The organism is Actinoplanes sp. URMC 104 (assembly GCF_051386375.1).
In the GTDB taxonomy this organism is placed as follows: Bacteria; Actinomycetota; Actinomycetes; order Mycobacteriales; family Micromonosporaceae; genus Actinoplanes.
The window spans coordinates 53385-66536 of record NZ_JBPQTO010000010.1 but is presented as its reverse complement, the minus strand read 5'-3'; the positions used below and the strand labels follow the sequence as shown (position 1 = coordinate 66536).

Genomic DNA, 13152 nt, shown 5'->3' with positions numbered 1-13152 from the left:
CTAGACCTGCTCAAGCCGTACTCAGCTTGGCCGCGCTGCTAAGGGTTCATGCGGGTCAACGCCAATGCTCTTAAGCATGCTTTTGATCGAGGCTCCGGAAGTGTGAGCACGTATGTCAGCAGCCTGCAACGCCCCTTCGCCGGCTGTCTGCGCCGGCCTCCAGCCACAGGATTACCTACCCGGGGTTGCGTGGCGAGTAGCGGGCCCGGCCGACGGGCCACTGCTGCGACCTGTGCAACGGCAGCATCTGCCTGCTGGTGTATGCCACCCGTGCATTAGGCGTGTGTGAAGGATTTCCCGCGTTAAGCGGTCATCGGCGGCTCCGCTTTGAGCGCCGTGGCTTCTTACCGCGGGTTGTTGCCAGCACCACGACCGCTGCTAGCAAAGCGGCGGGCGGGATAAGAGCGCAGATTGCCGGCGGCTGCCACCAGGCGTCGAAGTCGTACCAGTGCTCCAGCGCGACCCAGCCGCCCAGAATCAGTGTCAGGTAGGCGCCGCCGTACCCGGCGAGAGCCTTCTGCCACGGCTTCCACTCGCGGCGGGCCGGCGCCGCCGAATGAGCCTGCGAGGCCGGGCGGTAGCCGTACGCTTCAGGCCGGTACTCGGTCGGCTGCCACGGGTCCTCATCGCGGCGGCCGTCACGGGCGTGCCGCTGGTTAACCTGCCGGTACTTCTCGATCCGGTGCGGGTTGTCCTCGTTCAGTAGATAGTTTAACCTGGGCCGCTGCTCGAGCGGCACGTCCTGGATGAACCGGCGTTCCATCTCGTCGAGCTCCGCGTCGGTGCACCCGCCCTCCCACAAAACCCGCGGGCTACCGACGATCAGGTCGGACCACGGTTTGTCGTCGCGGTGCTGGTTCTCCCGGGCGCGGCGCTTCTGCCGCGACTGCCCGACATAGTCGTTGACGACGATGACCGGGGCGCCGGCCATCCACGAGTCGTGGTCGATGACGTCGATGCCGTACACCTGACCCCAGCGCAGGCCGGTGCGGGCGGGCGCCGCGGCGGTCACGACTGGACCGCCCGCGATTGATCCGTCACCATGAGCGCATGTACCGGGTGAAGTTCGTCGCCGCCAGCACAGACGACCGCGTCTTGGTCGACGAGATCGACCTGCCCTTCGACCCGCGCCTGTCCCCCACCATCCGCATGCGCCGCAAAGGCGACCGGATCAAGCACACCGACTACCGCGTCGTCCCCGACGAAGGAGTCGCCGAAATCGTTGACGGTGAGCCCTCGGAGAACCGCATCATCGTGGTACTCAAAGAGATCCGCTGACCGGTTCACCCGGCACCACCGCGCGGCCCGCGCTGGTACTTCAGCGGGTTCACCGGTGGCAGCTCGGCGAGCGGCGCCGGCAGGTCGTGCTGACCGTGCTGGCACAGCAGACCCCGCGCCCACCGCAGGATCGCCGGGCGACGGAACCAGAACTCCGCCGACGCCATGCTCAGCCAGTCCATCACGAACGCGTTAACCATCTGCCGGGAGGGTTCCCACCCCAACGCGTCGGTGAGGATCGCCGCGGCGGCACGGTGCGGACCGGATCCGTCGTACCCCCAGTGAAGCTCGACGACCGGGTCTGGTGAGTGCAACTCGTACGCCGGCGTGGCCTGGCCGCGCTCGGTCGGGCCGTAGGTGCTGTGCTCAACGACAATCCGGTTCCGAGTATCGGATTCGCGGATGCCGTGATAGCAGCGGTCGTCGTCGTACGCCCACTTCGCGGTGTCACTCACTGGTTTCCTCCTGCGTCTCGGCGGTGGCCTCGGCCTGCCGCTGCTGCTCGGCGGCGCCGAACAGATTCCGGTAGATGCGCTCACCGTCGGCGCTTGCCTTGTCGGTGAGCCGGTATGTGCGGTTCACGTTGGAGCCCTCGCGGATTAGCTTCCCCGCCTTGTCGAGCTTCGTGACTGCCTTAGAGACGGTCGACGGGTCCGGGACACGTCCCACGCCTTTCACCCACGCCGGGTGCGCATCCACTGCGGCACGATCACACCCTGGCCGGTGCCACACGATCGCCAGCAGCACATCTGCCGCCTCGAGCAGCGGACGACCTGCAAGGGTTCCGGTCGGCGCTGGCGAGGGGCCACCGTACTGCTCGTTCTCGGCGTCTGTCAGCAGCCTGTTCAGCCCGCCCGGGCCTTGTGCCCGCTCCCAGATCTCAATCACACCGTGCCGGCGGAACACTTCGAGGGTTGCCTCCGGCAACGAAGGTGGCGGCAACTGCAGCACCTTTTCCGCCGACCGGCCCCACAGTGTGTTGAAGACACTGTCCGGGTGGTTCAGGGTGCGTGGCACGTAGGCCGTCCGCATCGGCATCGGTGGGGCCTCCGGGGCGGTCACCAGGCACATGCCCGGCAGTGGCGGCAGGTCCGATGCCGTGTAAGCGCCGTCCTTGCGCCCAGCCAGCCGGGCCTGGTGGTCGTCCATGCGGTACGTCGTGAGCTCGGTCTGGTTGAGCAGGCCGCGCAGGACTGAACTGCTCAGATCCGCCAGTCCGCCGCCTTGCGTGACGAACTTGCCGCCCATTGCCGCGTCCCGCTCGAAGCGGATGTGGTTGACCAACCCGGCGACGAACTCCTCGAGATTGGCGAGGTCGTGGAACTCCTCCCAGACGTGAGTGATCGGCGGGCCGTTACGCAAGTCCCAGCGGGCCTCACCGTGCACCTCCCGACCGAACTCGTCGACCAGCGGCTTGCGGCTCATCTCTCGCTCACGACGCTTACGTTCCGCCGCCAAGGCGGCGAGGAAAGCGTCGCGGTGCTCGGCGGTCACGCCAATGGGGAAGATGCCGATGAAGTCGGGGTAGTTGACGAGCTGCTTCGGGTCGAACAGGAACGGGAAAATGCCAGCTGCGAGGCAGTTCAGCAGGTACAGGATGGTGCCGGCACTCTTACCGCCGCCGCGGGTGCCCACGTCGAGACCGCCGAACGCTTGGCCCGGGACGTAGATCGGGTGGTGATAGTCGTTGCCGTCAAGGGCCCGTCCCCGGTGCACAAGGATGGTGCCGTCGGGCAGCTTCCTGACACCGGCTTTGCCCTGCCAGCGGACGGGCTCACCGAGGGGGATGGAGTCGGTGACGATGAGCGTGAACCGGTTGGCCTGACCCCCGGGGCGGTCAAGAAGTGACACGGTGCCAGGATCGTGACGGCCGTCGAACAGTACGGCGGTGAGCCAGTCCTTGGCTGCCACCACGGGTGCCTGCATCCCGCCACGAGCAACAAGCACACCCGGCTCGGACTGGCCGAAGAACTCCCAGCCGATCCGAATCACCTTGCCGTCGATGGGGGCGGTGACCGGCTGGGTCTTGGCGGGGTCGATCCAGGTGCGGGCCATTTGCGGGAAGGCGTTCGCGGCGGCCTGGGTGCGGGAGATCCGCTGCCACTCGGCGGCCATGCGCGCCCCCACGACGGTGGGGTCGTTGCTGTCCGGCTCGGCCGGGGTGGTCGGTTCCGGGGCGGCGCGCTGCTGCGCGAGGCGTTCGGCTTCCTCAGCCGCGCGGCGGGCCTCCGCCTCGGCGCGGAGCCGGGCCATCTCCTTCAATCGGCGGCGGGTCGCCCACAGGTCGTCCCAGTGGGCTTTGTTCACGGCGAAGGTGAGCAGCAGACCGAACAGCAGCGTGAACAGCACCTGCCCTAACAGCGGCAGCACACTGGCCCCCGCGGAGCAGATCAGCCACACGCCGGCGGCGAGGGTGCCCGCGGCGATGTGCCAGGCGAATTGCTTGTCCCGGCGGGCCTGCTTGGCGTCGGCCCGGTTACGCGCGCGCATCTGGCGCAGCCACCAGGCGGCCAGGTAGGCGGCGACCACGCCCAGCGAGCACATCCCGGCGCCGACCGCTGCGGCGATCCACGGCTGCGCCAGAGATGCGTAGGTGCCGCCGGCCAGCAGCATGCTCGAGGCGGCCAGCGACGGAACATGCCCGCGCATGTCGGCGGCGGTCGCGCGGGTGGCGTCGGTGACGGCCTGCTGCGCGGCGGTCATCCGCTGCTGCGCGGCAGCCACAGCGGCGTCCCGGCGCCGCTCGTACACGCCGCGGATGTGGGCCTTCGCCCGCGCGTAGGCGCCCGCGGCCGGGTCCGCGTCGGTGGCGTCGACCCGCGAGGCGACCAGCCGGGTCAGGTGCCGGGTGCAGGCCGGCTTGTCCTCTTCGCCGTCGACCGGTTCGAACGTCCACGCGGTGGTGAGGCACTGCCCGGCCGGGCACACCCACATCGTGCCGGTGAGCTCCCACTGCTCGTTGACGGGCATCTCCACACCCGGGTCAGGGCTTTCGGTGAGGACCCCGTCGACCTTCCAGGCGTTCGACCAGCGCACACCTTTGGGCAGGTTCGGTCGCGGCGCCTGCGCGGGCGGCCGGGTCGGGGTGGCTGTGGTCGTCATCGTGGTGGTCCTTTTCTGCTCGAGCTGGTGGTGTACGGGTCCAGCGGATTCCACCCGCCCCGACACAGGTTCGGGGCGGACAGGGATCGTCGGAACGTCAGGCCCCGGCCCCGGCTGGGGCGACAGCGCGCCCGTCGGCGCCGGCGGAGCGCAGCTCGTCCTCGGCGTTCTCGGCGACGCGCAGCCCGTCGGACGCCGCGCCCATCTGTTCCTCGGCGCTGACGGCGCCCTCGGAGAACGAGCCGAGGTGCTGGCCCATCGCCGCGGCAACGGCGCTCGCCTCGTCCAGCGCCTGCCGGGCCTGGTTGGACTGGCCGGTGGCCTGCGCGAACTCGTCGGATTCGCGGACCTTCGCCGCCATCTGCTCCCGGACCTTGGCGAGCTGGTCGGTGAGCTCGGCCATCTGGTGCAGGTCCTGCTTGATGCCGGTGAGCTTGCCGCGCAGGACGCTCGCGTTGGACTCACCCGCACCGGTTCCACCCGCACCGGTTCCACCCGGGCCGCTGCGCCGGTTGCCGCCGGACTGCTCGAGCGGCGTGTTCAATGAGTGACGGCCGGGGCCGAGGTTGTTGATGCGCTCACGTTCCTGTTCGAGCCGGTCGTTGCTGTCGCCGACCATCTCGTCAAGGTCCTTCATGGGTTCTCCTTCAGTAGTGAGGGTTCCGGCGCCTTCGGTGCGGGGCCGGGAGATCTCGTTGCCGACCGGGGCGACGGCGGTGCACTGCTGGTGGCGGCTGTGCCGGTACACGCCACCGTCACGGATCATCGGGTTGCGGCACTGCCCGCACAGCGCATGGCCGGCCTGCTGCACGCACGGCTCGCAGCAGCCGAAGATGGTCAGGTTGCCGAAGGCGCCGCACACGGGACAGGCGCCGCGGGTGATGTCTGGTCCGGTGCCATTCAGTACCGACCGCAGCCGGTCGGCCTGATCGTCGCCGAGGACCGCCGGCGTGCGGCCGTCGGTGACGGTGCCGGCTGTGGACGGCACGCCGATGTGCGGGCGAGGGCTGGGCTTGCTGCCCGCGGGCCTGCCGGTTCCGGCCGCGGCGGGGTCGGGCTGCGGCTTGAACACGGCCTCGCAGTCGCCGCACAAGCCGTTGCCGGTGACCGGCACGGCGGGCCGTCTGCAGGTGCCGCACACCCGCTCGTCGGGCGTGTCGGTGCCGGAGCCGCCCGGCCGGGCGTGGGTGATCTCCCGGAACGAGCCACCCGCCTTGCGCTTGTCGTCGGCGGCCTTCCACCCGTCGCGGAACCCGTCGCGGAAATCCGACCCGGCGACCGCGACGTTCGCGAGCAGCCGCCGCAGCGCGTTACCGGCCTTGCTGGCCGTCGACGGGCGGGCCGGTTCGGTCGTCGGGTCGGCACCCGCCTCCAGCCATCGGCGGCGGGTGTCCGCAGTAGCGGTGCGGCGCTGATGGTCGGCGTCCAGCCAGGCCCGCTGGTTAGCCAGCCAGCCCTGCCCGCGCTGCCGTGCCCGCCCCCGCTCGACCGCGCCGCCGGCCACCGACCGCTCGAGCCCGACCGCGAGCGCGGCGATGAGCAGACCGGCGCTGCCGAGGGCCAGGGTCATGAACCCGGCGAACAGGGCCGCCGCCGTCTTCTCCTTGCGTTCCGGCTGCCCGCCCTGCGGCGCCGGGCTCATCGGGGCGCGGGTCACTTCATGCTCCCGACCAGAATGTTGCCCTGCTCAGTGGCGGCGTCACTGATCGCGCCGACCGCCACCGCGCCGCACAGCACTAGGGCGGGCAGGCCGAAGGTGAGGAACGCCCGGACCCCTTCGTCGGGGGACATGCGCTTCTCGCCCTGCTTCTTCTTCGGGACCAGGTCGACGATTGCCCAGATCAGCAGGCCGACGCCGAGGAAGCCGATGACGATGCGCAGACCGGTCGGCCAGTTACCGGGCAGGTACTGCTGCGACAAGGAGTCGGCGAACGCCAGCAGCGGGATCATCAGCAGCCCGCAAAGCAGGCTGGCGGCGGCGGCGAACCACTTCCAGACGGTTTCGCCCTTCTTCCCGGCCAGCGCCGCCTTCACGATCTTGAAGAGGAACACCAGCGAGATCCCGGCGATGACCGCGGCGGTGATGCCGGTGCCGATACCGCGCGGGTTCGTGACGATCCCCCACGCCGCGGACAGTCCCGCCGGAGCCAGCGTCGGCACCCACAGGGCGGCCTTGCGGGCGTCGCCGTCAGGCACACCGTCGGCGAGGTCGCGGAACATCTCGACGAGCATGCTGATCGCCCACCAGCCGGCGACCACGGCGAGGATCGCGCCGAGGGAGGCGACGACTCCGCCGAAGGTGGTGGGCAGGCTGGTCACCCAGCCTGCGACGTCGATGAGCGCCCAGCCGAGGACCAGACCGCAGACGGCGGTGACGATCCAGGCGAGCCACAGGATGAACTTGTTCTCCTGAACCCTCGGGAGGATCTTGTTGCGGCCGAAGACCAGCAGCACGATCACGCCGGCGATGAGGGTCAGTTGGAGCCAGTGGGAGTTGAGCCAGTTCATGAGTTCCTCCTTCCAGAGGGTCAGGAGGCGTAGGCGGCGATCGCCCACGCGGTGGCGAGGGAAAGGACGAGCAGGGTGAAGGTGACCGCGGCCCGCTTGTTCGTGGCGACGGACTCGTGCAGCAGGTGGGCGATGGCTTCGACGGCGAGCCGGAACGGTCCGGCGAGGACGTCGGCGGCGCCGTGCGGGTGGAGGACGTCACGGGCGGTGTCGCCGAGCGGGCGCAGCCGGCTGTGGGCCAGCCACGAGTCTGCGGCGGCGTCCCGCGCCTCCTCCGCGTGGGTTGACGCAAAGTTACGAATCTTGCTGGTCTTGTTGGCTTGGATCTCTACTGGGGACCGTGATATTGCGCGGGTGCGCGCGGTCCGCGGGTCGATATCGGGCCGGATCGGCAGTACCCGCGCGGTTTCCGGGCCGCGCACACCACCACGCACATGCTCACCGTCGGTGACATGCGGGTGGTTGTTGTGGGCTGCGACGGTCACTTCGGGGTCTCCCTTCCGGGGTTCGCTTCGAGGTCGTTGAGGTCGGCGCCGAGTTGGTGCAGGCGTCGGATGGTCTGGTCGAGCAGGTGGGGGTGGCGTCGGGCTTCCGCGTGCACCCACGCCCAGGTCTTGGTGAGCCGGTCGAGCGGGTGGGGGTGCTCGTTGATCCGCTGTTCGTGTTTGGTGCGGCGGCGGATCGCAGCGGCCCGGGTGCCGGTTGCGCGTGCCATGTGCGCACATACCTCCGGGATCTACGCAGGTCAGAAGGTGGACAGGAGGTAGCCGGCGAACCCGGCGGCGAGCATGACGGTGATCAACCACGTCAGGACGGCGGTGAGGGAGGGGCCTCCACGGACGGCACGGAACTGGCCGTCGATGGTGCGGGTCTGCTTCTCACCGGCGGTGTGCCGGTGCCGGCGGATCTGGCTGTTCGCGGGCCTCTTGGTGGCGAGCTCGTTGGGCATGGTGGTCATCGGGTGCGCTCCATGTCGTAGGTCCACTTGACGGCGTCGTCGCGGACGGCGAACAGCAGCGCGCGGGCGGTGTTGCCCGGCTCGCCTTCGGTCGTGGCGGTGGCGGTGAAAGTCTTCGTCTGCGCTCCGAGGCGCATGGTCGTGATGACCTCGACGTTGGGCTGGTCGGTCATGGTCAGGCTCCTTCGGGGGTGGTCGGGTGGTGGCCGTTGACGCCCGCCGTGACGGGCTGCTTCGGCTCGCTGATGGGAAGGTCAGGTGCGTCAGGTGACGCGCCGCTGGCTGCGTCACGGGCCTCGTTGACGCGGCGCCGAACGGTCGCCTCCGACGCGCCGGGGACCCGCCTGGCGGCCTCCCGGATCGAGTCGACCTGCTGCGTCAGGAACAGCTGCGCGGCGCGCGTCGCCGGGTCCGCGCCACGTGCGTCACCACTGGTAGCGGGCCGCGTCACGGGCTTCGAGCGGCGCATCGGCGGGATCGTCACCGCCGCGTCACGCACCTTCGCCACGGCGCTGGCCGGCGTTCCCGTGGAGCCGTCGGCGGGCTGCGTCAGCGGCTGCGGCGGGAGCGGGATGACGGTGAACCATGACGCGCGGCTGACGCGCTGACGCACCTCCGCGATGATCGCCTCGTCGGCGGTCAGCGACAGCCGGGCGAGCTTCTTCGCGGAGCGTTCCTGGGTCCGGTCGTTGCCGTATCGGCGCCGGAACTCCAGCTGCGTCATCTGCTGCGTCAGCCGGTCCCGGTGAACCGTCTCGACGTCTTTCTCCCCCGGCTCGATCGCGCCGAGCCACAGCAGCAGCCGCCGCGGTGTCCACCGCCACGAGATGGAGCCGGTGAGCCTCTTGGCGCCGGCGCCGACCATGCCGTCCCACCACGTTTTGGTGACGAGCAGGGGGATGGCGACGCGCAGGGCGGCTTCGGCGATGGAGTGTGAGGCGAACGCGGCGATCAGTGCCATGGAGCCGGCGATGACCCAGGCGGTGGTGCCGTAGCTGCCGGGGTGTCCCTCGTCGCGGTGGTGGCGTTTGGCGCGCATCATCGCGACGGCGAGGTTGACCTCCAGGACGAGCAGCAGCAGGACGAGCAGCGGGACGGGCACGTGCAGTTTCTGGGTGCCGATGACCCACATGGCTTCGCCGGACCAGCCGAGGCCGATGAGCATGCCGAGCGTGGCGAGGGTGTCGTCGGGCCGTTCGGAGCGGGCGACCTTGCGGGCGCGGCGGACGAGGTAGACGAGTGCCGCGACGCTGAGCGCGAGGCCGATGTAGATGAGGGCGCGGTCGCCGGTGACCTGATCCCACACAGCCTTGAGCCACCCTGCGCCAGCCGGTGTGGTGGCGGGTGGGGGCTCGGTGGGCATGGCGGTGATCGTCGTTCGCATGCCATGACGGTAGCACGTAATCGTGAAGTACTTCTAGGTCACTTCACGATGTTGGGTTACGATCCTTCCCATGACGACCACCGACAACCGACCTCCGCCCACGTTCTCCGTGGTTGACGAGCTCCGTGCCATTCAGAAGCTGCCCGCCCAGAGCGAGCGCCGCGCCATCCGTGTCCGCGCCGGCGTCTCCCTATCCCGTATCGCCCGCGACCTGGGCGTCTCCCCACAGGCCGTCTGGCGCTGGGAGAACCGGGAAGACCGACTCAAGCCGGAGAACGCCCTGCGCTACGGCGCCCTGCTCGAGCAGCTCGCAGCGATGTGCGCAGCGGATGAGACACCGCGCGAAGCCGCGGCCTGAAATGACGAAAGCCGCGGCGATTGCAGCGCCACGGCTAGCTCGTCTCGCCCACGTACCTGACTACGGGAGCTGACATCTTGACGGTAACCGACGAGCCACCCGAGGAGAAGCTGTACGGCGCAGCCGAGCTCCTCGATATGGTGCTCGCCGCCTACGGCAAAGGCCTGATCGACGGCCGAAGCGACTCGCAACGGCGACTCCGACACGACCACGACAACACCACGTTGTTCCAGGCCGCGCGTATTCAGGCCGAGGTTCGGGCGATGAAACAGCAAGCCGCCCGCCAGTACGAATCCCGCGGCTACCCGCACGGCTACAACTACCGTGGCGGCCCCGTCGACTGGGTAAGCGGACTACCGGCCGGGTCGGGCTGCGCCTGGTACCGCAAGTACCGCAGTAGCGAGACCTACGAACTCGCCGGCGGGCCGCAGTGACCGACATCGTCTGGGGCGCCGAGTTCGACGACCCCGCCTTCGAACCACCCGAGGACCCGTGGGCATCCGCTGAGCAAGTCGCGGCGAAGGCAATCGAGGACGGGCGCAAAGCGGTGCCACTGGCGAACCTGCCGGAGGAGTTTTGGGGCGCCCGGCAACTGTTCAAGGACATCAGGCAGGCCGCGCACGCCACCGTCAATTCGGCGGACGCCGTTCTCGGTTCGGTCCTCGCTCGAGCATCTGGGATGGTCTCGCACGAACTGAAGTTCGACTCCGGGCGCGGACCCAACGGGTGCATGAACCTGTTCGTCGCGCTGGTCGCACCATCCGGCGTCGGGAAGACCACCGCCGTGCAGTGCGCCGACGACCTCGTCCGACCGCCGCGCTACCTGTCGGCGCTCGACGGCCACACCGACATGGACCGCTTCCGCGACGGTGTTGGATTGGGCACCGGCGAAGGCATCGCCGAGGTGTTCATGGGCACGGCTGAACGACCGACGGGAGTGCTGCACACTCGGTCAACGAAGTACGCGAACGCCGGCGACCCGGTGATGGAGAAGGTACGCGGGCAGGTACGGCACAACGCGTTCCTGTACCTCGACGAGGGCCAGACGCTGTCCAAGATGATGAAGGAACGGCAAGGCACCACGATCGGCGCCGCGATCCGGACTGCCTGGACCGGGCAGGCGCTCGGGCAGGCCAACGCGCAAGAGGCCACGACACGCTTCGTGGGGCGCAACACCTACTCGCTGGGCATGGTGATCGGCTACCAGCCCGCGGTGGCGCAGGATCTACTCGCCGACGGAGGCCCCGGCACCCCGCAGCGGTTCCTGTGGCTGTCGGCCCTCGACCCGGACATTCCGGAGGTGGGGCCGTTCATGCCGGACGGTTTCCAGTTGCCCCTCGAGGGCCCGGACGGGCTCCCGAGGAAGGGCGTGGTGGCGTTCCCCGAAGCGTTCAAAGCGGAGCTGCGCCGGGCACACGTCGCGAAGGTGTCCGCTGAGGTGGTGGTGGATGAGCTCGACTCCCACGAGCCGCTGATGTTGTGCAAGTTGTCGTCGTTGCTGTGTGCGCTCGACGGGCGGATGGTCGTCTCCGACGAAGACATCGAGCTAGCGCGGATGTTGTGGCGGGTGTCGTGTGCGACCCGGGACCGGCTGATGGAGTTCGGCCGGCAGGAGGCAGCGCGGCGTAAGGCGGAAAAGCTCGCCGACCGGGTAGCTGAGACGGAAGCAGTGAGTCTCGCCGCGAAAGGTGTGGATCATTCGATTGACCGGGTGGCACGGCTGATCTTCCGGCGGGTGCAGGCCCATGACGGTCCGGCGTTGCGGTACTTGCTGCGCAAGAACATCGGCTCGGCAAACAAACCGTTCTTCGATGCGGCTCTTGCTCATGCCGCGTCTGTGCAGTGGGTGGCCCTCGTGGAGGACGACCGTGCCGTTGTGCCCGGTTCGGCGGTGCCGGCATGAGCCGTATCGCCCCCCATGCGATGGGGGGCAATGGGGGGGGTGTCCCTATGGGTTCCGTCAAGCGGCGAGGGCATGTTCTGCCGGTCGGGCTTGGTAGGGCTGTTGGTCGCGGAGCATGGCGAACAGGACGTCGACCCGGCGGCGGGCGAGGCAGATGAGGGCGGCGTTGTGCCGTTTGCCTTGGGCTCTCTTGCGGTCGTAGTAGGTCCTCGACGGCGGATGTGACAGCGAAGCGAAGGCGGCGAGGAAGAACGCGCGTTTGAGTTGCTTGTTGCCGCCTTTGGGTGGGTGCTCGCCTCGGATCGACGTGCCGGAGCGGCGGGTGACCGGAGCCAGGCCGGCGTAAGCGGCCAGATGTCCTGGGGTGGCAAAGGCGGTGCCGTCACCGACTTCGAGCAGGATCCTGGCTGCGGTCCTGACCCCGATGCCGGGCATCGATGTCAGGACCTCGGCAAGAGGGTGAGCATCAAGCATCCCCTCGACCTCGATCGCAAGGTCATCGCGTTGCTGGAGCACATCACGCAAGCTGTCGGCCAGCTTCGGCAGGATCTTCTCCGCCGCTGCCGTGCCCGCGACGGTCACAGTCTGCTCGCCGAGGGCAGCGAAGATCTGCTCGACCAGACGCTCGCCCATCCGCGGGGCCTTCGGCCGGACGATCTCCAGCAGTTTCGACCGGCCGGCTTTGCGCAGCCCGGCGGGGCCACCACATCGCGACAGCACCTCGAGGACGGCTTTGTGCTGCACTTTCGGGCCCAGGACACGTTCCAGAGCGGGATGGATCTGGGTCAGCAACCCGCGGATCCGGTTCGCGACCCGGGTGGCCTCACCCGCGAGGTCATCATCGAACCCGACGAGGACTTCCAGCTCGGCCAAGGTCTCGTCACCGACATCAACCCGGCGCAGCGTGTGCGGCAGGGTCCGGGCGGCGTCCGCGATGACATAGGCGTCACGGGCATCAGTCTTCGCCGCACCGGGGTGCAGATCGGCGATACGGCGCATCGCCAGACCAGGCAGATAGGCGACCTGAACACTGCACGCCCGGGCCACCGCGACGGGCAGAGCACCGATCGAGGCCGGCTGGTCCACAACCACCAGCACCGCGCCGTGCTTGGCAAGCTTGGTGAACACCTGCCGCAACCTAGCTTCGGTGTTGACCAGCGGGGCGTCGTGCAGCCGCTTTCCCTCGCGGTTCAACGCGACCGCGTGGTGACCGTCCTTACCCACGTCCAAACCGAGAAAGACCTGGTAGTCGCCGTGCACATCGCCTCCCCGCGACAGCAGCCGTGTCTCGGTCGCCGTGTCAGGCGTCGACTGCCGGCAGCCACGTTACGAAGAGACCAACCCTATGGCGTGCAGGGTGGCCGGGTCCCTATGAGCGGTCCGTCGGCGCCACCCGGCCCGGTAACAACACCCCCCGGATCATGCGAACGACAGGGGCAGTCAGTCATGCCGGACCAGGCGACCGAGCATCCCCAACGGGGACCCGAAAAAGGTAACGGGGCGATCGCCCCCCATGGGGGGCGGCGAAGCAGCGAAAGAAGAGAGTCGCTCGCGAACCGTCGAACTTCTCAAATCCCTGCCATGAGCTGAGAAGATAGCTAGATACCTATACCGAAATGGGGTGACTCGCGGGAGAGGTATCTGTCGGATGACGGGGGGCG

15 protein-coding genes are annotated in these 13152 nt (G+C 68.9%); 4 read left to right on the top strand and 11 right to left on the bottom strand.

What is annotated here, in order from left to right; all coding sequences use genetic code 11:
- Positions 1–310: 310 nt before the first annotated feature.
- The gene (locus ACSNN8_RS25785) at positions 311–1012 is read right to left on the bottom strand and encodes a hypothetical protein (protein ID WP_436652133.1); all 702 of its coding nucleotides are present in this window, start codon (positions 1010–1012) and stop codon (positions 311–313) included.
- A 38-nt stretch (positions 1013–1050) separates the two neighbouring features.
- Between ACSNN8_RS25785 and ACSNN8_RS25780 the strand changes: the two genes are divergently transcribed.
- Positions 1051–1278, top strand: coding sequence for a hypothetical protein (locus tag ACSNN8_RS25780; protein ID WP_436652132.1), 228 nt, complete (start codon positions 1051–1053; stop codon positions 1276–1278).
- Positions 1279–1283: 5 nt separating this feature from the next.
- Here the strand turns inward: ACSNN8_RS25780 and ACSNN8_RS25775 are convergent, their stop codons facing one another.
- The 9 genes from ACSNN8_RS25775 to ACSNN8_RS25735 form a co-directional block, all read right to left on the bottom strand.
- Positions 1284–1733, bottom strand: a complete 450-nt coding sequence (locus ACSNN8_RS25775; protein ID WP_436652131.1) for a DUF6166 domain-containing protein — start codon at positions 1731–1733, stop codon at positions 1284–1286.
- Entirely contained in the window at positions 1726–4380 is a 2655-nt protein-coding gene (locus ACSNN8_RS25770; RefSeq protein WP_436652130.1) for a hypothetical protein, read from the bottom strand. The genes ACSNN8_RS25775 and ACSNN8_RS25770 overlap by 8 nt, the downstream gene beginning before the upstream one ends.
- A gap of 97 nt (positions 4381–4477) precedes the next feature.
- Complete coding sequence (locus ACSNN8_RS25765; RefSeq protein WP_436652129.1) at positions 4478–6037, bottom strand: hypothetical protein; 1560 nt, start codon at positions 6035–6037, stop codon at positions 4478–4480.
- Complete coding sequence (locus tag ACSNN8_RS25760) at positions 6034–6888, bottom strand: hypothetical protein (protein ID WP_436652128.1); 855 nt, start codon at positions 6886–6888, stop codon at positions 6034–6036. Before ACSNN8_RS25760 ends, ACSNN8_RS25765 begins: the two co-directional genes overlap by 4 nt.
- Before the next feature lie 20 nt (positions 6889–6908).
- Positions 6909–7373 (bottom strand): hypothetical protein, encoded by a 465-nt coding sequence (locus ACSNN8_RS25755; RefSeq protein ID WP_436652127.1) that lies wholly within the window; start codon positions 7371–7373, stop codon positions 6909–6911.
- Positions 7370–7603, bottom strand: coding sequence for a hypothetical protein (locus ACSNN8_RS25750; protein ID WP_436652126.1), 234 nt, complete (start codon positions 7601–7603; stop codon positions 7370–7372). The genes ACSNN8_RS25755 and ACSNN8_RS25750 overlap by 4 nt, the downstream gene beginning before the upstream one ends.
- A gap of 30 nt (positions 7604–7633) precedes the next feature.
- The gene (locus ACSNN8_RS25745) at positions 7634–7846 is read right to left on the bottom strand and encodes a hypothetical protein (protein WP_436652125.1); all 213 of its coding nucleotides are present in this window, start codon (positions 7844–7846) and stop codon (positions 7634–7636) included.
- Positions 7843–8019 (bottom strand): hypothetical protein, encoded by a 177-nt coding sequence (locus ACSNN8_RS25740; RefSeq protein ID WP_436652124.1) that lies wholly within the window; start codon positions 8017–8019, stop codon positions 7843–7845. Before ACSNN8_RS25740 ends, ACSNN8_RS25745 begins: the two co-directional genes overlap by 4 nt.
- Before the next feature lie 2 nt (positions 8020–8021).
- Positions 8022–9230, bottom strand: coding sequence for a hypothetical protein (locus ACSNN8_RS25735; protein ID WP_436652123.1), 1209 nt, complete (start codon positions 9228–9230; stop codon positions 8022–8024).
- A 70-nt stretch (positions 9231–9300) separates the two neighbouring features.
- Between ACSNN8_RS25735 and ACSNN8_RS25730 the strand changes: the two genes are divergently transcribed.
- The 3 genes from ACSNN8_RS25730 to ACSNN8_RS25720 all read left to right on the top strand — a co-directional run bounded on the left by ACSNN8_RS25730 (position 9301) and on the right by ACSNN8_RS25720 (position 11491).
- Positions 9301–9588, top strand: coding sequence for a helix-turn-helix domain-containing protein (locus ACSNN8_RS25730; protein ID WP_436652122.1), 288 nt, complete (start codon positions 9301–9303; stop codon positions 9586–9588).
- A gap of 77 nt (positions 9589–9665) precedes the next feature.
- The gene (locus ACSNN8_RS25725; RefSeq protein WP_436652121.1) at positions 9666–10022 is read left to right on the top strand and encodes a hypothetical protein; all 357 of its coding nucleotides are present in this window, start codon (positions 9666–9668) and stop codon (positions 10020–10022) included.
- A complete protein-coding gene (locus ACSNN8_RS25720) occupies positions 10019–11491 on the top strand; it encodes a hypothetical protein (protein ID WP_436652120.1) in 1473 nt (490 codons plus the stop codon). Before ACSNN8_RS25725 ends, ACSNN8_RS25720 begins: the two co-directional genes overlap by 4 nt.
- Positions 11492–11548: 57 nt before the next feature.
- Here ACSNN8_RS25720 and ACSNN8_RS25715 read toward each other — a convergent pair whose 3' ends face one another.
- The gene (locus ACSNN8_RS25715; RefSeq protein ID WP_436652119.1) at positions 11549–12751 is read right to left on the bottom strand and encodes an IS110 family transposase; all 1203 of its coding nucleotides are present in this window, start codon (positions 12749–12751) and stop codon (positions 11549–11551) included.
- Between the last annotated feature and the right edge of the window lie 401 nt (positions 12752–13152).